Origin of the sequence: Chryseobacterium sp. MYb328 (genome assembly GCF_037572595.1) — a bacterium.
In the GTDB taxonomy this organism is placed as follows: domain Bacteria; phylum Bacteroidota; class Bacteroidia; order Flavobacteriales; family Weeksellaceae; genus Chryseobacterium; species Chryseobacterium pennae.
This window is the reverse complement of record NZ_JBBGZQ010000004.1, coordinates 263,218-283,520: the sequence shown is the minus strand read 5'-3', so window position 1 is coordinate 283,520 and position 20,303 is coordinate 263,218. Positions and strand designations below refer to the sequence as shown.

At 37.2% G+C, this 20,303-nt stretch carries 21 protein-coding genes; 7 read left to right on the top strand and 14 right to left on the bottom strand.

Annotated elements, in window-relative coordinates:
- Positions 1-20: 20 nt before the first annotated feature.
- A complete protein-coding gene (locus tag WH267_RS06810; RefSeq protein ID WP_115973122.1) occupies positions 21-608 on the bottom strand; it encodes a thymidine kinase in 588 nt (195 codons plus the stop codon).
- Between the two features lie 61 nt (positions 609-669).
- Between WH267_RS06810 and WH267_RS06805 the strand changes: the two genes are divergently transcribed.
- The 4 genes from WH267_RS06805 to fabG (WH267_RS06790) all read left to right on the top strand — a co-directional run bounded on the left by WH267_RS06805 (position 670) and on the right by fabG (WH267_RS06790) (position 5,264).
- Positions 670-2,154, top strand: a complete 1,485-nt coding sequence (locus WH267_RS06805) for a hypothetical protein (protein WP_123320244.1) — start codon at positions 670-672, stop codon at positions 2,152-2,154.
- A 2-nt stretch (positions 2,155-2,156) separates the two neighbouring features.
- A complete protein-coding gene (gene rsmI / locus WH267_RS06800; RefSeq protein ID WP_115973120.1) occupies positions 2,157-2,831 on the top strand; it encodes a 16S rRNA (cytidine(1402)-2'-O)-methyltransferase in 675 nt (224 codons plus the stop codon).
- A 46-nt stretch (positions 2,832-2,877) separates the two neighbouring features.
- A complete protein-coding gene (locus WH267_RS06795) occupies positions 2,878-4,350 on the top strand; it encodes a WG repeat-containing protein (protein WP_340006783.1) in 1,473 nt (490 codons plus the stop codon).
- A gap of 170 nt (positions 4,351-4,520) precedes the next feature.
- Positions 4,521-5,264 (top strand): 3-oxoacyl-[acyl-carrier-protein] reductase, encoded by a 744-nt coding sequence (gene fabG, locus WH267_RS06790; RefSeq protein ID WP_115973118.1) that lies wholly within the window; start codon positions 4,521-4,523, stop codon positions 5,262-5,264.
- 91 nt (positions 5,265-5,355) lie between these two features.
- On the opposite strand, the gene WH267_RS06785 is transcribed toward fabG (WH267_RS06790), so the two are convergent.
- Positions 5,356-6,393, bottom strand: coding sequence for a GMP reductase (locus WH267_RS06785; protein WP_123320607.1), 1,038 nt, complete (start codon positions 6,391-6,393; stop codon positions 5,356-5,358).
- Between the two features lie 61 nt (positions 6,394-6,454).
- Between WH267_RS06785 and WH267_RS06780 the strand changes: the two genes are divergently transcribed.
- From WH267_RS06780 to WH267_RS06770, 3 genes are read left to right on the top strand one after another with little or no spacing between them, the layout of a single operon-like run.
- Positions 6,455-7,210 (top strand): prolipoprotein diacylglyceryl transferase, encoded by a 756-nt coding sequence (locus WH267_RS06780; protein WP_123320246.1) that lies wholly within the window; start codon positions 6,455-6,457, stop codon positions 7,208-7,210.
- A complete protein-coding gene (locus tag WH267_RS06775; RefSeq protein WP_123320247.1) occupies positions 7,207-7,434 on the top strand; it encodes a hypothetical protein in 228 nt (75 codons plus the stop codon). The genes WH267_RS06780 and WH267_RS06775 overlap by 4 nt, the downstream gene beginning before the upstream one ends.
- Before the next feature lie 18 nt (positions 7,435-7,452).
- Positions 7,453-8,856: a radical SAM protein gene (locus WH267_RS06770; RefSeq protein ID WP_115973115.1), complete on the top strand. Its 1,404-nt coding sequence runs from the start codon at positions 7,453-7,455 to the stop codon at positions 8,854-8,856.
- 186 nt (positions 8,857-9,042) lie between these two features.
- Here WH267_RS06770 and surE read toward each other — a convergent pair whose 3' ends face one another.
- From surE to WH267_RS06710, 12 genes are all read right to left on the bottom strand, one after another.
- Positions 9,043-9,831 carry a 5'/3'-nucleotidase SurE gene (gene surE / locus WH267_RS06765; RefSeq protein WP_123320248.1) on the bottom strand — a complete coding sequence of 263 codons (789 nt, stop codon included), beginning with the start codon at positions 9,829-9,831 and terminating at the stop codon, positions 9,043-9,045.
- Positions 9,832-10,128: 297 nt separating this feature from the next.
- Positions 10,129-10,299, bottom strand: a complete 171-nt coding sequence (locus WH267_RS06760; RefSeq protein ID WP_123320249.1) for a lmo0937 family membrane protein — start codon at positions 10,297-10,299, stop codon at positions 10,129-10,131.
- Positions 10,300-10,569: 270 nt separating this feature from the next.
- Positions 10,570-11,796, bottom strand: a complete 1,227-nt coding sequence (locus WH267_RS06755) for a cytochrome-c peroxidase (RefSeq protein ID WP_340006777.1) — start codon at positions 11,794-11,796, stop codon at positions 10,570-10,572.
- Between the two features lie 232 nt (positions 11,797-12,028).
- Complete coding sequence (locus WH267_RS06750; RefSeq protein WP_115973113.1) at positions 12,029-12,598, bottom strand: anthranilate synthase component II; 570 nt, start codon at positions 12,596-12,598, stop codon at positions 12,029-12,031.
- Positions 12,595-14,010: an anthranilate synthase component I family protein gene (locus WH267_RS06745; RefSeq protein ID WP_340006773.1), complete on the bottom strand. Its 1,416-nt coding sequence runs from the start codon at positions 14,008-14,010 to the stop codon at positions 12,595-12,597. Before WH267_RS06745 ends, WH267_RS06750 begins: the two co-directional genes overlap by 4 nt.
- A gap of 4 nt (positions 14,011-14,014) precedes the next feature.
- Positions 14,015-14,743, bottom strand: a complete 729-nt coding sequence (locus WH267_RS06740; RefSeq protein ID WP_340006771.1) for a thioesterase II family protein — start codon at positions 14,741-14,743, stop codon at positions 14,015-14,017.
- Positions 14,744-15,226: a 3-hydroxyacyl-ACP dehydratase FabZ family protein gene (locus WH267_RS06735; RefSeq protein ID WP_340006769.1), complete on the bottom strand. Its 483-nt coding sequence runs from the start codon at positions 15,224-15,226 to the stop codon at positions 14,744-14,746.
- Entirely contained in the window at positions 15,227-16,261 is a 1,035-nt protein-coding gene (locus WH267_RS06730; protein ID WP_340006767.1) for a beta-ketoacyl synthase N-terminal-like domain-containing protein, read from the bottom strand.
- Positions 16,248-17,489 (bottom strand): beta-ketoacyl-[acyl-carrier-protein] synthase family protein, encoded by a 1,242-nt coding sequence (locus WH267_RS06725; RefSeq protein ID WP_340006765.1) that lies wholly within the window; start codon positions 17,487-17,489, stop codon positions 16,248-16,250. The genes WH267_RS06730 and WH267_RS06725 overlap by 14 nt, the downstream gene beginning before the upstream one ends.
- A gap of 14 nt (positions 17,490-17,503) precedes the next feature.
- Positions 17,504-18,259, bottom strand: coding sequence for a 3-oxoacyl-ACP reductase FabG (gene fabG, locus WH267_RS06720; RefSeq protein ID WP_340006763.1), 756 nt, complete (start codon positions 18,257-18,259; stop codon positions 17,504-17,506).
- Positions 18,260-18,267: 8 nt separating this feature from the next.
- Positions 18,268-19,422, bottom strand: coding sequence for an FAD-dependent monooxygenase (locus WH267_RS06715; protein ID WP_340006762.1), 1,155 nt, complete (start codon positions 19,420-19,422; stop codon positions 18,268-18,270).
- Positions 19,419-20,297, bottom strand: a complete 879-nt coding sequence (locus WH267_RS06710; protein ID WP_340006760.1) for an MBL fold metallo-hydrolase — start codon at positions 20,295-20,297, stop codon at positions 19,419-19,421. The genes WH267_RS06715 and WH267_RS06710 overlap by 4 nt, the downstream gene beginning before the upstream one ends.
- Between the last annotated feature and the right edge of the window lie 6 nt (positions 20,298-20,303).

Sequence of the window (20,303 nt, the reverse complement as noted above, 5' to 3'; positions counted from 1 at the left end):
TATGCTTTTACCTCTATCACTTACCTCCTTTTTGAAAGCACTTCATCAATAAAAACACGGCGGCTTACAGCTTCATAGCTTTCAGTTTCACCCAGCTCTACCAGATTGTCTCCCTGGGAGGTTCTCATAGAATAATTGGCAAGGTTACCTGTTCTCTTGCAAATAGCATGCACTTTTGTAACATATTCTGCAGTAGCCATCAAATTGGGCATTGGTCCGAAAGGACGTCCCAGAAAGTCCATATCTAATCCTGCAATCACTACTCTGATGCCGCTGTTGGCCAGTTGATTGGCTATCTCAACAATGCTTTCATCGAAAAACTGAGCCTCATCTATTCCTACCACATCGCAATTGGATGCCAATAGAAGAATCTCATTCGGATTATCTACTGCGGTGCTGCGGATTTTATTCTGATTATGAGAAACAACGTCCTCTTCAGAATACCGGATATCCAGTTTCGGTTTAAAAATTTCCACATTTTGTCCTGCCATTTCTGCTCTACGTAATCTTCGGATCAACTCCTCGGTTTTACCCGAAAACATAGAGCCACAAATCACTTCCATCCAACCACTTTGTTTGGAATGATTAATTGTATTTTCTAAAAACATTTGTTAAATTAGCCGTATATTTTCAACATCAAAAGTAAGCAATTTTAATAAGAATCTTATCATGCAGAATATCCAAGATTTAAAGGAAAAGATTTTATTTGAGTCTAAGAATATCATCGATAATCTTGACAAAATAAATAACGTAGACGAATTACTTTCCAAGCAAGATCTTGTAGATGAGCTTGCTAACAGGATTTCTTTTTTGAAATTACTGGAAAAAAATATTGAATACTTTATTGCAGAAGAACCTGTTTTACATGCAGACAGTTCTGGGGCTTCTTTTGTTTCGGGTGAATCGGATCATCATGATTCTGGAAATGAGGTAACAGAAGAAGAAGCTATTTTCAATAATGAACTGAATGAGATTGATGAGCATGAAAATGACCATTTTATCATCGGATCAGATGAAGAGGAAGCTGCTTTTAACAACCAGCTGAATGAGATCGTTGAAAATGAGTTCCATGAAAACATTATAAGTTCCGTAGCAGAAAATAATGAAGAAAGGACTATTGAAAATGTTCAGACTCCTGTTGCTTCTGAAGATATAACGGAAGAAGAAGCAGTTTTCAATAACCAATTGAATGAAATTGATGAAAATGAACATTTTATTACCCATGAAGCTGTTTTAAGCTTTGTGGATGAAGAGAAAATTTTAGCTGATGCTCGCCCTGATTCAGATGAAGATATCAACGAAGATATGTTTAATGAAGAAGTAACAGAGGAGGAAGCCATTTTTAATAATCAGCTGAATGAAATAGATACCGATGAGGAAGGTGAAAAAGAAAATGAAGTAGATTATGCAGCAGTAAGTGATACTTCCGAAAATAAAGTCAGAGAAACCATTCCAAGTATTTTCGATACTGAAATGCTTGATGACGAAATACTGATCGAAGAGAACGAGGAGCAATTTGTAGCTTCCAATGTAGCTTTAGAGCAGGGAGAACTGGTTTCGGAAACTTCGAATGTTGAAAATATCCTGAATGAGATCAAAAATGACCATTCTGGGGAAGAAAAACAGGATGAACGTGTTCTCGCTGAAGTATATGACAGAAGAACAATTGTTGAAATAGATAAACCTGTTCCCGAAGAAACAGAAAGACATCCTTCTGATGAGAGTTTTGAAAATTTAGACGAATATCAGCAGGAGAAAAAAATAAAACTAGCCAATATCAAAGGGTTGAAAGCTGTTCAATCCCTGTTTGACGATGATCCTCTGGAAAGAGATTTTCCAAAGGAAAACCAGTCGGAAACTGTAAAAGAAGATGCCGGAAGTATTCTGAAATCCAATATTCCTACCAACTTTATGGAAGCTGAAAAGCTAAAACCGGAATTTAAACTGGATTTGAATGACAGAATTGCTTTTTCAAAAATGTTATTTGAAGGAAGCCAGACAGATCTTAATGATACAGTAGCACAGCTTAACCATTTCAGAACACTGGAGGAAGCGAAAGAATACCTGAGCGACCTTTATTACGAAAGAAAATGGAGTAAAGTGGACGAATATGCACAGAGACTTTGGATATTGGTGGAAAATAAATTCTTATAATTTTGAGCGGAATCCTATATTTTGTTCCCACACCCGTTGGGAACCTGGAAGATATGACCTTCAGAGCAGTGAATGTTCTGAAAGAAGTTGATTATATTTTATGTGAAGACACGAGAACTTCCGGAATACTTTTAAAACATTTTGAAATCTCCAAGCCTTTAAAATCTTATCATTTACACAATGAACATCAGGCAACAGAGAAAGTAATTACAGACCTTAAAAACGGTCAGAATATTGCCATCATTACCGATGCGGGAACTCCCGGAATTTCAGACCCGGGGTATTTACTGGCAAAAGCAGGAGCAGATAACGATATCGAAATGATCTGTCTTCCCGGAGCAACAGCTTTGATTCCCGCTTTAGTGGTTTCAGGGCTTCCGAATAACGAATTTTTATTTGCAGGATTTTTACCGCAAAAGAAAGGAAGGCAAACCAAATTAAAGCAGCTTGCTGAGGAAAAGAAAACCATTGTATTGTACGAAAGTCCGCATAAAATCAATACAACATTAGAGCAGATCAAAGAATTCTTTGGTGAAAACACCAAGGCAAGTTTAAGTCGTGAGATCTCTAAGAAATTTGAAGAAACTAAACGGGGAACAATCAATGAATTAATTGAATTTTCCAAGAGTAAAACTTTAAAAGGAGAGATTGTTCTTATTGTCAATAATTCTATTTAATTTTTAATTGAAAAAACTAGTTTTTGTATTGTGTTCTACAGTTTGTATGGCGCAAACTAACCAATACACTAAGGTTCTTCTTTCCAAAAAGACAGGGAAGGAGGTAGGCTCATATTCTGAAGGCTTTGGAATTGTCTACGACCCTGTTTCCAAAAAGCAGGGCATTGTAGATGCTAAAGGAAATATAACCTTTGAATCCTCTTATAAAGGTGGAATTTCCCATATTTTTAAAAACAGATTTATTCTTTATTCTGAGGAAGGAAACAGAAGAAAATCAGCGATTATTGACGAAAAAGGAAATGAACTGCTTCCTCTTGAAGATCAGGATTTCAATACATCCTGGTGGAGTAAAGAACGTATTATTGCTTCCAGACAAGGAAAAGAAGCTGTTTATGATTACAATGGAAAATTAATCATTGCGGATTCAGAGAAGATTCGCTTTGCAGAAAAGGATGCGTTCTTTGTTTTAAAGGATAAAAAATGGTTCCTTTATGACTTTAACGGGAAGCAGATCAGTGACAGGGAATTTAAGGATGATTACAGTTTTGAAAATGGAAAAGCTCTTATTATCAATGAAGATCATCAAAGTGAAATCATTGGAAAAAACGGTCAGACTTTACATAAACTTTCGAAGAATGTAGTAGATATCAATGCTTACCCCTATCTGATTACCCAAAATAAAGCAACCGGAAAATACGGGTTGATTGATGCTGAGAACAACACATTAGTGGATGAGATCTACAGTGATATCACCCCGGAATACTTTGGAAAGAAAGAATATATTTATCTCAGAAAAAGTAATAAAACGACAGTCTTTTACAAGAAAGATCAAAAGCTTTATCCTAATAATTTTAAATATTTATATCCATTATCTAACCATCTTTTCAGGGTTTATAGTGACAGGTCAGATCAATCCGGTATTGTAGATCTGCAGGGTAATACAGTTATTCCTCAGGAGTATGACTTTATTAAAAATTTTACAGTCTCCGGAAAGGATTTTATTTATCTTAAAAAAGGGAATGAGGAAAAGCTTTTGGATAAGGAGCTCAAAAATATCCTGAATGAAGATGATCAGATTGTAGGTTTTTATCCTGAGAATATGATAATTAAAAGACAAGAGCAGTATTATCGATTTTCGGTAACGAACAGGTCTGCAGTTGTAATTAAGGATATAAAGCAGATAAAGAATCAGGATGTTGAATACTTTAATATTCTGAATGAGTATTCAAAACCATTGGTTTGTATGAATAATAGTAATCTTTATGGTATTCTGGATGCGAAGGGTACGGAAATTGTTCCTTTTGCTTACGAAGATATTATTGCCTTTGACAATTTTGAAAATGAAATCGTTGTCAGGAAACAAGGGAAGTATGGAGTTTTAAATTTTCAGAATGAGCCTTTAACAGAGGTTATTTATGATAAATATACCTGGATGAAGGAAGTCTTGAAACTGAATAGGGATAAGAAAACTGACTTAATTTATTTCACCAGATTTAGAAATGATATGGCGGAACTATAGCAAAATCAGAGAAATTTAACAAAAAAGTTCAGTATTTTGATGTTTTCAATGTGTTGAATAACAATTTATAATATCTTTGCAAACCGTTTAATTCTGAAAAAGAATTATTCTACTAAATGAGTCAGCTTTCACTGGCTGAATGAGTTATAAAAAAATAATCGTCAAGAGATATGAAATTATTAGAAGGAAAGGTAGCACTAATTACCGGAGCTACAAGAGGAATCGGGAAAGGGATTGCTGAAATGTTTGCTCAACAGGGAGCAAAAGTAGCATTTACTTATGCCGGTTCTGTAGACAAAGCTAAAGAATTAGAAGCAGCTTTAAGTTCTGTAACCCAAATTAAAGGATATCAGTCTGACGCATCAGATTATGATGCCGCTCAAACATTGGTAGAGGAAGTAATGGCAGAGTTTGGACAGATTGATATTTTGGTAAACAATGCAGGGATTACAAAAGATAACCTGTTATTGAGAATGTCTAAAGAAGATTGGGATCAGGTAATCAAAGTAAACTTAGATTCAGTTTTCAACCTTACAAAAGCAGTTATCAAGCCGATGATGAAGGCAAGATCAGGATCTATCATTAATATGACTTCCGTAGTAGGAATTCAGGGGCATGCAGGACAGGCGAACTATGCAGCTTCTAAAGCTGGTGTTATTGGGTTTACAAAATCTGTGGCATTAGAATTAGGATCAAGAAATATCAGATGTAACGCTATTGCTCCAGGATTCATCGAAACAGAAATGACTGCTATTCTGGATGAAAAAATAGTTCAGGAATGGAGAGACGGAATTCCAATGAAAAAAGGAGGGCAGCCTGCTGATGTAGCCAATGCCTGTGTTTTCTTAGGAAGCGAAATGGCATCATACATTACCGGACAGACACTGAACGTTGACGGTGGAATGTTAACTTAAAATATAAAGAGGCTATACAAAATGTGTAGCCTCTTTTTTTATTTGGTGCAGACTTTTTAAATCTACATTATCTGTGAGAGAAAATTAATTATTAGTTAAAAACCTGATTTTCCTGCTCCTGAACCCTGATAAACGTAGTTCTTTTAGAAAGTTCCTTAAGTTTGGATGCACCCACATAAGTACAGGTAGAACGCACTCCTCCTAAAATATCCTTCACGGTTTCAGAAACTGGACCTTTATAGGCTACTTTTACAGTTTTCCCTTCTGAAGCACGGTATTCAGCAACCCCTCCTGAGTGTTTATCCATAGCTGTTTTTGAACTCATTCCGTAGAATAAACGGTATTTTTTACCATTTTCTTCCACCATTTCACCCCCACTTTCATCGTGGCCGGCAAACATTCCGCCCAGCATCACAAAATCGGCACCACCACCAAAAGCCTTGGCAACATCTCCCGGGACTTTACAGCCTCCGTCTGCAATGATGTGGCCTCCTAATCCATGAGCTGCATCAGCACATTCAATAATAGCAGACAATTGTGGATAGCCAACTCCTGTCTTTACACGGGTGGTACATACAGAACCAGGTCCGATACCCACTTTAATGATATCTGCTCCTACCAAAAGAAGCTCTTCAACCATTTCTCCGGTTACTACATTCCCGGCAATAATAACCTTGTCAGGAAAATTAGCCCTTGCCGTCTTCACAAACTGAACGAAATGCTCAGAATAACCATTGGCAACATCTATACAGAGAAACTCGATTTTTGGGTGCTTTTCAAGAATGAGCCTGATTTTCTCTTCATCTGCTTTTCCTGTTCCTGTGCTTAAAGCAATATATTGATGAATGCTTTCAGGCTGGCTTTCCAGGAACTGATCCCATTCTTCAGGAGTATAATGTTTATGTATTGCCGTGATGATCTTGTCTTTAGCGAGTTCTACAGCCATTTCAAAAGTCCCTACAGTATCCATATTAGCAGCGATAACAGGAACTCCACTCCATTTTTTTTTGGTATGTTTAAAAATAAATTCCCTTTCCAGCTCTACTTCTGAACGGGACTTCAAGGTGGAACGCTTAGGGCGGAACATTACATCCTTAAACCCTAGTTTTATGTCATATTCTATACGCATTTTGTAATTATTTCTCAGAATAAAGGTAGTAAATAATCTGAAATGGATTATTTTTGAAGCCATGGATTTTCCTGTAACTTTTCATATTTTCGGTCATACAATTCTTGCGCATCCTCTTTTTGAAGCCGTTGGTATGTTTCTGGGGATGAGATATTATTTTTATCTTAAAAGAAAATCAACCGAGAAGCTCTCGTTCAATACTTCTGCTGCAGTTCTGATAGGCGCAACAGCAGGAGCGCTATTGGGATCCAAACTCATCGGAAATCTGGAAAATCCTTACACCATGTTTGAGGACTTTAGTTTTCAGAAGTTCTGGTCCAGCAATACCATTGTGGGAGGGTTAGCCTTTGGTTTACTGGGAGTAGAGCTGGCCAAAAAAATAGTCAGACACAAACAAAGCACGGGAGATCTCATTGTTTTTCCCTTAATGTTGGCGATCATTATTGGAAGGATTGGTTGTTTTCTTACAGGAGTTCACGAGGAAACCTATGGTATTCCTACAGATTCTATTTTTGGAATGAACCTGGGAGATCAGTATCTCAGACATCCTGTTGCCTTATACGAAATAGGGTTTCTTATCAGCCTTTGGATCATTCTTAAATATATTCAGAAACAGAAGACATATCCGTCAGGGTTCCTTTTTCAGATCTTTATGCTGAGCTATTTTATCTTTAGACTTTTATTAGATTTCATTAAGCCAAGAGTTGAAATTGCAGGAAATCTTGGAACGATTCAACTTGTATGTATTTGTGTAATTATTTACTACATTTATACTATTAAAAATATTCAAACCACTTATTTAAAACATTCAATATGAAACTCTTAACATTTTTAGATGGCGGGAGCCTTGCAGGTGTTTTTTTTATGATCGTTGGGATGATGATTATAGGCGCTCTGTTTTTTTCTATTATTGTTACTTTTATTGTGAAACTAATCTATGAAAGTAAGGATAACAGAAAATTCAGCAGAAAACAGTTTATAATGACTTTTATTATCTGTTTATTGGTCTGTGGTCTGATCAGCGGATATATCTGTGGATAAATATTTTAGAAATTAATTATGCCAGTAAGAAACTATACCTATTACGATTATACCATTAGTCTTTGCCCGGAATGCCTGAAAAGGGTAGGGGCGAAGATCATCATAGAAGATGAAGCTGTTTTCATGACCAAAAGATGTCCTGATCATGGCTTTTTCAAAACAAAGATAGCCTCAGATGTTCAGTATTATAAAAATATAAGGAACTATAACAAAGCTTCAGAAATGCCGGTTCATTTCGGAACAGATGTAGAATACGGATGTCCTTATGACTGTGGGCTTTGTGTGGATCATGAGCAGCATAGCTGTCTTTCGATTGTAGAAGTTACGGATCGCTGTAATCTGACCTGCCCAACCTGTTATGCCATGTCTTCCCCACATTATGGAAGCCACAGAAGCCTTGAGGAAATTGAGGCCATGTTTGATATCATTGTTAAAAATGAGGGCGAACCGGATGTTGTTCAGATCAGTGGCGGAGAGCCTACTATTCATCCGGAGTTTTTCAAAATTATGGATATTGCCAAGTCAAAACCCATTAAACATTTAATGTTGAATACCAATGGGATAAGAATTGCCAATGATCCTGGTTTTGCTGAAAAGCTGGCCACCTATGCTCCTGAATTTGAAGTGTATCTTCAGTTTGATTCTTTTAAACCTGAAGTGTTGGAAGATTTCAGAGGAAAAGATCTTACTTCCGTAAGGATGAAAGCTTTGGAGAAACTGAATGAGCTAAACCTTTCCACCACCTTGGTTATTGTCCTTCAGAAAGATAAAAATATTGATGAGATCGGAAAGATCATTGAATTTGCTTTAAAACAGAAGTGTGTAAGAGGAATTACCTTCCAGCCGGTAGAAATTGCAGGGAGAAACAGGGAAGATTCTGCACATGAGAAAATTACCTTAACAGAGGTGAGGCAGGAGATTCTTAACCAGTTTCCACTGTTAAATTCTGATGACATTATTCCTGTTCCTTGTAATCCTGACGCCTTAGCCATGGGATATATTTTAAAACTTCAGGGAGAAATCATTCCCCTAACCCGATATATCAATCCTGCTGATCTTCTGAACAACGAATCCAAAAATACCATCGTTTATGAACAGGATGCTGGGCTTCATATGCAGTTGCTGGATATCTTCAGTACCGGTATTTCTGTCGATAAAGTAAAGCCTAAGGTTAATCAGCTGCTTTGTTGCCTTCCTGAAGTATGTGCTCCGGATCTGGATTATGATAATCTGTTCAGAATTATCATTATGAACTTTATGGATGCTCATGATTTTGATGTAAGAGCAGTGAAGAAGTCCTGTGTTCACATTGTGAATAAAGATCTGAAATTAATTCCGTTTGAAACCATGAACCTTTTCTATAGAGATGATAAGAAAAGTTATCTTGAGGAATTGAGAAAAGAAGACAAAGTATTATTTTAAGCATAATCATCTGTTCCCGATCTGTGGCTAATAGATTCTACCACAGATGGATACGGATTTTCACAGATGATTGCGTATAATTGATAATTTGTAACAAAAATCTGCGGTATCTACTCAATCAGCGAGAGTAAAAATAAAAAGCGTGAAGATCAAATTTCACGCTTTTTCTATATCTTAATAACAGTATTATTTAACTTCCTTTGCGGTATCAAAAACCATTACTTCTTCTAGGGTTTTCATATACTCATACGCAGTAAGGTCAAACTTCACAGGTACGATAGAAATGTATCCGTTAGCCAAAGCTGTTTCATCAGCATCTTCAGAATCATCCATATTGTTGAAGTAACCTGTTAACCAGTAATACTTTTTCCCGTGTGGATTTACCCTTTCATCAAAGCTTTCTTCCCATTTAGCATGAGCCTGCTTACAAACTTTCACTCCCTTTATTTCTGATGCAGGAAGTTTAGGGATGTTCACATTCAGAACAATTCCTTTTGGCATCGGGTTTTCAAGAGTTTTTCTTACAATATTCTGAATAAACTCTTTAGCCTGAGTAAAATCTGCTTCCCAGCTGAAATCCAGTAATGAGAATCCGATGGCAGGAATTCCTTCCACACCTGCTTCCACAGCAGCAGACATTGTTCCTGAATAGATTACATTAATAGATGAATTGGCCCCATGATTAATCCCTGAAACTACAATATCAGGTCTTCTTGTCATAATTTTATCAAGAGCCATTTTTACGCAGTCTACAGGAGTTCCGCTGCAGGAATAATCTGTTTGCGGGCCATCAAGGGTAACCTCTTCGTAGCTTAGTGTAGAGTTAATGGTAATAGCGTGGCCTTTTCCACTTTGGGGAGAGTTGGGGGCTACTACCACTACTTCTCCGATTTCGTTCATAAAACTGATCAAATTTCTGATACCAGGAGCTGTAATTCCATCATCATTAGTCACCAGAATAAGCGGTCTTTCCATATATTATCTTAATTTTTTATACAAATGCAGTACAATCTGTTCATTTTGAGAATTGAACAAAAAGAGTTTCAACACATCAAATGTAGTTAAAAATAAGACGTGATAAAACAGCAGGTTAGCCATTCACTGATTTAATCTCAGTAATAAATACCTGTATTTTAATGGGGAAAGGGCCCTGAATACCAAAATAGAAAAATCCTCTAGCTTAAGTTACCGTTGAATTTTAGCATAAATTTATCATCTTCCCAATACGACTTAACATTGAATGGAGAAGACAGAATACGGTTTTATTTATAATCAATCCAACGGTTTTCTCCCCGTAATAATATTATAAAGAACAACAATTATAGCTATAACCAGCAAAATATGAATCAAATACCCTGTACTGATTCCGGGCACAATTCCCAGTATTCCTAATAGCCATACAACAATGCAGATCACTGCAATTAACCATAATAAACTTCTCATGACATTACATTTTAAAGTTATCTGTTTAAATATCAGCATATTTTATGCCTTTATAGGTTAAATTTTATTTTTGTGGTATTGGATGGTGTATTTTTCTCCTTTGATAATTTTCAATATAGTGACCATCCTCATTTGGTGAGAAAATAATTCTTTTGCCTTTTGGATCTAAAATTCACTTAACATTTTATTTAATTCTTATAAAAAAATAAGACACTTACTAAATTATAAATGCCTTATTTACCAAAATTAATTTATGAGAAAAGGTGTTTGTTATTGATTAATAAAAGGATTTGACCATTTTTTGTCTACATATACATTTTTTCCAGAAAGAGTTTTAAGAAATGCTACAATTGCTTTTTTCTCCTTTTCTGTAACTCGTAAGCTTTTGACTCCAGCTAAACGGGTATCCAGGTTAGTATTTTGACTGTTCTTGGGTACATTATTATAGTGATCTACAACTCCTTCCAGGGTAGTAATAACTGCTGAGTGCATCATTGGCCCATTAGATCTTCCATTACTATTGACAAGGTCTCTTAAGGAAGGTGCTCTTGTAACGCTAATATCAATACCATTCCCGTTGATCTTATTGATTATTCCATTATTCCCGGAATTAGGTTCCATGCTGAGTTCAGGAATTTGATGACAAGCAGCACAACCAAGCCCACCAGATATACGGTTACCGGTAACTAAAAAACTTAACACAGGTATTTTCATAAAAAGATTTTTACCCAGGTTTTCTTCTTCTGTAAAATTATTTAATGGTGAAAAATCTGAAAGAGCCTGAGCTCTACCCTGATCGTATTTAGAGTCAAAAGATGTAATACTTAATACAAATTGGGACAATGCGCTTTGAATTTTATCTTCATTAATTTCAGAATTACCATAAGCTTTGGTGAATAATTCTTGATAATAGGGTAAAGCGGCCAATTTAATAATGAGATCATTAAATGAAGGATCTCCATTTGTACCACTGAAGCCCATTTCTATGTGGTCTTTAATAGGGATAGAGGTTTGCTCTTTCAAAGAAGATGCTCTTTTATCCCAGAAAAAGCGAGACTCATCAGAAAACCTGGTATTGATCAATCTCATTGAATGTCTCTCTGTTTGTCCGTTTACTCCCTGGCTTGCAATATTATCATCACCAAAAGCTAATTCTTGTTTATGGCAACTTGCACATGAAACAGTGTTGTTTGAAGAAAGGTTCTTATCATAAAACAAAACTCTTCCTAGCGTTGCTCCTGCATCTGTTACAGGGTTCATATAAGTGGAATTGCCTCTAATAATGTGGGATGGAATCTCCTGATTTGAGTAATTGGCAAGATTATTCAAATCAATATTATTTCCAAAAAAAGCAGCCAAAGTATTAGACAGTCTAGCCTTGGATAAAGCTGAAACTTCAGGATTCTCCCCGGAGATTGGCTCTAACATATTATCATTTTGACAGGAAACGATACCCAACATAATTAAGGGTAAAAGAAATAATTTTTTATTTTTCATTTTTAAAGTATTTTAAATTGTGTACTTTGTTGAGGATTAAAAACAGGTAAGTAAACATAATGGGCTTTACAGATATGGGTATCACTTGGAAAAGGGCATCCTATTTTCTGTTTTTAGAATAATTGTGCTCTTTCTGCATAATCCCTCTATTACTTCAATGGCAATATAGGGAACGCGTGGGTGGATAAAAGTAAAGAGACTCCATAATATTCATTTGATGATTCTTGGGGTTTTAAAATTTCAGCCAATTTTGTACAATCTTTTTCCCCTTTGGAGTAAGAAAACTCTCAGGATGATATTGCAGTCCCGTAATATCATATTTTTCATGCCTCAGAGACATGATTGTCTCTTGATCATCAGTAGATGTTATGACCAAGTTTTGAGGCAGATTACGATTTTCCACCACCCAGCTGTGATATCTTGCGACTTCTATATGGTCAGGCAATTCTGTATAGATTTTTTCATTTTTGTTAAGTGAAATTATGGAACTGACTCCGTGATAAACTTGAGAAGTATTGATAAGGTGAGCTCCAAAAGCGATTCCTATGGCCTGATGTCCTAAACAGATACCCAATATTTTTTTTGAATGCTTATAAGTCTTTATCAAAGGAATGCATAGCCCGGCATCCTGTGGTATTCCGGGGCCCGGAGAGAGAACAATAGCATCATAATCCTGTGCTAGTTCCAGCTGAAAGGCATCATTCCTATAAACATCAATCTTATAGTCACCACATTCGGAAATGAGCTGTTTGAGATTGTAGGTAAATGAATCGTAATTGTCTACAAGCAGTATTTTTTTCATAATGTATACGATCTAAATTCTTTTAACGTGTTTAGAATTAAGGTGATCTTATTGTTTACTTCTTCCAGCTCTTTTTGAGGATCAGAAGATATGACAACGCCGGCTCCGGCACGGTAAGTCATCATTCCGTTTTCGAATAAGGTACTTCTTATAAGAATGCAGGTATTGATATCATTATTAAATCCTATCCAGCCAAGTAGTCCTCCATAATATGAACGACTGCTGCTTTCTATATCATCAATAAGCTGTACTGCCTTGTATTTAGGCGCTCCACTTAATGTCCCTGCGGGTAAAAATTCTTTGATCAGACGGACCGTATTAAGCTCTGTATTTAGTTGACCTTGTACCTGGCTTACCATATGGATAACATTATTATAATGTTCTATGGTCTTCAGTTTACTGATGTATACATCTTTTGCATATCTGCTGAGATCATTCCTTGCCAAATCAACAAGCATATTGTGCTCTGCATTTTCTTTAGGGTCTGCCAGCAGTTCTTTTTCCAGCAATGCATCCTTTTCTTTATGCATTGTTTTTTTGTAGGTTCCTGCGATGGGTTTTACTATTGCCAAACCATCTGACGAACTGAAATGTGTCTCTGGTGATGCTCCTGCTATTGTATAGTTTTCTTCTTCCAGAAAGAAATAATACTGGGCACTGTTGTTTTTCAGCTTCACAAAAAATGTCCACGGATCGCCTGTATAGTTTCTGGAAAATCTTCGGGAAACGACCAGCTGGAATACATTCCCTATCTGGCAGTGATGTTTTGCTTTGTTCACTTTTTCTAAAAATTCTTCCTCCGTGCAATCTTTTTCTTCTGCGTCAGATACTAGAAATCCATTTAGTCCTGTATTTAAGGTGTTTTTCAGCTGTTCTTTCATTTCTGTCATCTCTTCACTTTCTCCATCATAATAGTTATTGATGCAGACAACTTGTGAGAGGGTGATATTGAAAACATAAATATATCGGTATAGAGAAAATTTAAAGAGTGGCAAATGGCTGCTTTCTCTTTCTTCAGCGTATTTTTTCAGAGAAATATTTTCTATAAGCTGTATAGAATCATAGCTGCTGAAACCTAAAAGACCATTATATGGATGAGAATTATTTTCAGGGATGTTTTTTTTCTGCCATTCAGCTGTTTTATCCCAAAAATTAAGCTCGTCAGTTTCTATTGTTTCTGTCTTTTCACCTGATCTGTATTGAAGTTTATTCACATTATTTGACTGTAATGAGGCAATAGATTCTGCCGCAATAAAAACCAGCCTGTGGTTGTCATTGTTTACGGTTTCAGAAACTTCAAACCAAATAGAACTTGTGGCTGCCTGCCTCAGGGAGTTATAAAAACTCTTCATATCAAAGTTTTCAGGGTAATCTGAACTTATATGAGAAGAAAAGATCTTAGTTTCTTTCATAGATTTAGTGTGTTAAATCATTTATTATTTTACTTAGCAGGGCAGAGGTCTGCTTCGGATACTGGAACATAAAAAAATGTCCTCCATCTACAGGAAAATAGCTTGTAGTATTGGACGTATGACGGTTCCAATCTTTATAGCAGTCTTTATTATTATACAGCTCATCATTTTCTGCTATGATTACTGCCAAAGGAGTTTCGATAATAATGGACGGCCAGTCTTCAACAGGATTTTCTTCTAAAAGTGCTGTATCTTTTTCCATAATCTCTATCCGTTTTTGCTGTACTCTCTGAAAAATCGGGGCATTTTTGCTTCTTTCATATTTCGTTGGAAGAATATCAAGCAGCAGGGCATTTCGCTTTTTTCTCGGCATCGGCAGTTCTGCAGGCTGAAACAGGGGTGCCTGCATCCCTGAAACGATCAATCCTTTTGGCATATAATCGTTCTGTAGATTAAATAAAACAAGAAGGCCCAAAACAGCTCCCATACTGTGTCCCCACAATATAAAAGGCTGGTCTTTACTTAGCAGTTTGCTTCTGATTTTATCTGAAATATCTTCTATAGTTTCTTCTAATGTTGAATGAAAAGGTTCCGTACTTCTCATTCCCCTTCCCGGGAGTTCTACATAATGTACCTCCACATCTTCCGTATTCAGTACATTGGATACATTAGACATTGAGGAAGATGAGCCGCCTGCATAAGGAATACAGAACAATAGTGTTTTGTATTCCATCTAAACAGATAATTTATTTTTATCTATAAACATTACGGTTACTTTTCCTTTTGCACAGACAGAACCTTCTGCCGATGCTTTTACATGAATAGAGCAAGCAGGCCCTTTTCTCCAGTCTATACTTACCTCCAGCTGCAGCAAGCATCCTGGTAATACCGACTTTAGAAAATTAATCTGGACATTTCCTAAAACCCCTATTATGGGTCTTTCTGTCAAAGGAAGAGGTCCTCCTTTTTCCCATTCCAGATCATCTAAAGCCAGCATGAGCGATGAAGCCTGTGCTAAAGCTTCCGTAATAAGAACTCCAGGCATAATGGGGAAATCGGGAAAATGACCTGCGAAATAGGGCTCACCCATAGAGACGGCTTTTACAGCAGTAAGTTCTTTTCCGGGAATATAACCTGTCACTTTATCTATCAGAAGAAACGGATGTCTGTATTTTAAAATTTGAGTGATCTGATAGGATTCTAACAATGCTTCCATTTATTTTGTTTTTTCTATTATGGTGAGAATTACAGTTCCTGCCTTGTCTGCTGAAAGAACCAGAATGTTTTCCTGATCTGTTTTGTGAATGCTTTTTCCTTCGAATACCGAAACAGCATAGGCTATTCCCAGCATACCTCCGGCGTTGTCATTATCTCCAAAAAGGTTTTCAGGATAAATGACAGATGTGCTCAGCCCATTTTTTCTTAACACTTCTTCAAAAATAGTTTCATCAATTACCGAAATGCCTCCGGAAAAAATAATGGTATCAAAACTGAATAGTGCTGCCATACCTGAAATATTCTGATACAGAAATGCTTCTGTCGGCAGATCCTCTGTATGGGTTTCAGAATGTATCTTTTTTATTGTGGCTAAAGGTTTTCTGCCTGCTTCAGATAAAGTTTCCCTGCGTTCTAAAACCATGGCTATTCCCAGTTCGGTGGAGGCTGGTCTGTGCAGGGCTTCATTTCCTCTACGGATAGACCCCTGATATTCATTTCGGACTTCTGTAGAGGCAATGACTCCGTAATCTGTGATTCCCTGTTTTAGATGGAGGGAAGCAATATCTAAAGCCTGAAGGCTTCCTGCCATCCCTGCACATACACTGAAATTGGGCCCTTTTATTCCTGCCTGAATGGCCATCTGACTGGCTGCTGCATTGGCAATGGTGCTTGGAGCTTTCATTGGGCTTACACGGTCCGGGCCTTGATTTTTTGCAGTTAAATCAAAGATAAAACAGTCTTCAAGGTTAGAAAGTTCAGTGCCGTCATAAAGCCCGATTCTTTCAGGAGCTTCATTGATTATCGAACTTAAACTTCTGTTATGTATGGCATGAAATGCTGCATTACAGTACAACAATGTTGCTTTGTTAAGAAATCTCTGTCCTTTTGGTTTTAAAAACTTCTGGGGATCGTGATCTTCAATGATTAAAGCTTTCGTTTCCGATTCTTTTCGGAAGAAATAATTGTCAATCTCCGTTCCGTATGGACTATTGAAGCCTATTACGGAAATTACTATATCGTTATTTGCTGTCATATTTACTGAATATTACGCTGCATATATTCCCACCAAAAGCGAAAGAATTACTAAGAACATGATCTACTTTATTTTCGATTTCTGAGGATGGCTGGATATGAAAATGAGTATTAAAGGCTTCATCAATTTTTTCTGTATGGCGGTTTCTGGGAACTTTTTGATGATGTAGGGAAAGAGTAGCAGTTACTGCTTCCAATGCACTGGCTGCTCCCATACAGTGTCCTAACATGGATTTGATTCCATTGACATATAAAGAATCTATTTCTTCTCCGAAAACATTGCGCATCGCATTTACCTCATGGGAATCATTGGCTTTTGTTCCTGTTCCGTGGGCGCTTACATAAGTGATGTTCTTTCTATCAATATTGCTTGATTTTATTGCATTGTTCATAGACAGGGTAGCACCGGAACCTTCCGGATCAGGGGCTGTAGGATCATAGGCATCACAGGCTAAGCCGTATCCTTTGATTTCGCCATAGATTTTAGCCCCTCTTGCCAGTGCATGTTCCAGTTCTTCCAATACTAAAACAGCTGCTCCTTCCCCTACAATCATCCCGTTCCTGTTCTGATCAAAAGGTTTGCAGTTGTCTTTTGACATGGCTCCCAATCTGTAAAAAACGGTGTAGCAGGACCGTGTAAAAGGGTCAGCTCCTCCTGCAATAATGAGGGAAGATCTGCCTTCGCGAATCATAGAGTAGGCTGTGCCAATAGCATAATTTCCTGCTGCACAGGCTGTAGGAATTACCATATTGGTTCCGCCGAGATTGTAATATTTTGCTATACTGGCACTTAATTCAACTGGTCTGAAATAAGTAAGTGTCTTTGCTGCTTCAGAGGAAAGGTCTTCATGTTTCATTTCCAGATTCCACTGATCTACAATTCTTTCTACAATATCCTGGTTGCCGTTCGTAGTACCCAGAATAACTCCGTAATTATTTTTTTTGGTGAATTTTTCAAAACCGGCATCTTTCAGACCCATGTCTATCGCGGCGGCGGCATAAGTAACGGCTTTGCCATAAGGCTTAAAATGCTCCAGCAATTCAGTATTCTTATAATCTTTTTCCAAGTCTACTTCAGCAGCGCGGGTAACTCCTTTATAGTTGGAGGGCTCCAGTTTTGTAAGGTCTCCGACTCCTGATTCTCCATTCAGTATTTTTTCCCAAAATGCTTCTTTTTCACAGGCTAAAGGGCTTACTACACCCATTCCTGTAATTACAATTCTTTTCATATGTGTTGTGTTTTTTATAAAGTTAATCCTCCATCGATGATGAATGTCTGCCCGGTGATATAGCTGCTTTTGTCTGAGCACAGAAAGGTTACCAGCTCAGCAACCTCTTCCGTTCTTCCCATCCTTTTCATGGGGATCATCTGATCTATTTTCTTTTTATCCTGTTCATTCATTTTGGCTACCATTTCGGTATCAATAAATCCCGGGGCAACAGCATTTACCTGTAAGTTAAATTTTGCAAATTCCAGAGCCAGTGTTTTGGTTAAAGAGATAACAGCTGCTTTAGTTGCTCCGTAATTGGCCTGTCCCACTGCTCCTCTTACTCCTGAAACAGATGATATATTGATGATTTTTGAATTTTTCTTTCGGACGAAAGATCTTATCACTGCTTTTGTGAGGTAATAGGTCCCATTCAGGTTGGTTTCCAATACATTGGTCCACATATCGGTGGTCATGCTGAAAAAAGGGGCGTCCATTGTGATTCCTGCATTGTTTACCAAGCCGTATAGCGGACCTAATGCAGATTTTTCAATTTCGGCGATTAGAGATTTTGATTGTTCTTCATCTTTTATGTCAGCCTGATAAAGCATCGTCTTACCCGGAAATTCAGCTGAAAGTTTGTCCAAAAAAGCTTCTGCTGTTTCTTTCCCATGATTATAGGTAAATGATACGGATGCTCCCGATGAAAGCAGCTGCTGAACAATGGCTCTGCCGATTCCTCTTCCGCCTCCTGTCACTAAAAAATGTTTGTCTGATAAATCTATTTGCATAATTATTTTTAAATCTTATTGAGTATGGAAAGGTCTCTGCTGCTGGTCTGTATTTTGGAATTAAGGCTGTTCATAAAGTCTTCTGCGCTTCCGAAACTGCCTGCCAGACGGTGACCATAAGCAAGAACTTTACTGTTAAGTTCAAAACGCTGCTCCTGATAGTCTGCCAGTGCTTCTTCCAAAGAAATTTCACTGTTAAAATATTTTGAAAGCCAGATGAACAGTTCTCCTGTATCTTCAATAGCCAGGTTCATTCCCTGTCCCGTAATGGGATGGATGGAATGGGCCGCATTTCCCAAAAGAAGTATCCTTCCTTTAAAGTATTGTTCAGAATGCATTCTGCATAAGGGAAAAGTGAGGAAATTGTCCAGTGAATTGATCTGGTTTAACATGTCATCACTTTGGGTAACAAATGTTTTCAGTCGTTTGATCAAAGTTTCTTTGTTTCCGGATTCTTTCAGGTTTTTCCCTTCTTCCATATTAAACCCTAAAATACATCGGGCTTCTGTATTGTTGATTGGGTAGAAATAGGCGAGCCCTCCGTTTTTGTCTACATACAATCGGTTGAGCTCTTCTACACTTGATGTAATAGGGTATTTGTTGAAATACATCACATGATCGTAATAGTCGAAATGGGCTTTTATTCCAGCATATTCTCTTACAATGGATTTGGTTCCGTCCGCTCCGATAAGGATATTGCTAAAAATCTCCTCTTCTGAATTAAGGGTTACATAGACCCCATTTTCCACTTCATTAATTTTTGAAACGGATTGATTGACCAATAGTTCTACGGTTTCGATGGCCTGAATTTTATCATAAATAGTTTCCAGTAAAACACTGTATGGACAAACCATGAAATATCCTCTTTCGTTTTCTGCTTTATAATTGATGTGATCGACCTGAATACCGTCATGAAAAACGCTGAGGTGATTTCTCACTCTGCATTCCTTATTCATAAGTTCCTGTAGCAGTCCGTGTTTTTCAAGGACATTGATACCGGAAGGCTTCAAAATATCGGCACCATTCATATTGACTTTAGCGTTTTTTTCTAAAATCAGGATTTTTTTGCCTTGTGAACCAAGCAGCCAGGCCAGGAAAATACCGGCAATTCCTGCTCCTACAATGCAAGCGTCATATTCTTTATATTTTGGATTTTGATTCATACGAATGATTCTGTTTTTAAATGAGAGATTAATAGTTCTATACTTTTTCTGTATACTTTATCCGGAATGAAGGAATGATCCATCACTTTATATTTTTTACATACGTGATCCACCAATTCTTCTTCTGATAAATAATCTTTACGAACGGCCACAAACTCTATCAAGTCATTACACCCAAGAAGGCTGCAGGCTGGTGCAGATAGGGCCTCCACACTTGTAAGGATACCATTGTGTCCTAAAGCAATGGTATCGGCACGCAGATCTCCCAATCTATTGATACTGTTTATAAATTGTTTTACATGATCAAAAGCCAACGGAAACCATTTTTTTGTATTGATAATTTCCCCTAAAGCATCCGATACGAACAAAATGTCTTTTTCTTTATAATGAATACTCACAGAGCATAGACTATGGCCCGGAGTATAGATTACTTCCCAGATTCCAGATTCCGTTTTTATTTGTTCCCTATCTTTCAGAATGATGAAAGGAATCTGTTGTAAGTCCGCAGGAAATTTTTTAATCTCTTTATCTGATATCAAGGCATTCAGCTGACGAATCCTTTTTACATATTTTTCATTACGAAAGTTTTTCACCGCATGTTCCGAGGCATATAGTTTTATATGCTTCAGATAAGGATAAAGAGATTCTATAGCTCCGCAATGATCATAATGGGAGTGTGTAATAAACCAGTGTCTGACTAATGAGAGATCAGAAACATGTTCTTTCAATTGTGCCAGCAGCGCTTTGGCATCCCGGGTTAACCCTCCTTCTATCAGGATGTATTCCTGATCTTCTTTTACCAGATAAACCGGGTTGGAGATTGTTCCCAAGATGGCCAAAGAGCTGCTTATATTTCCTGTTTTATTGATCCACATGGTGTT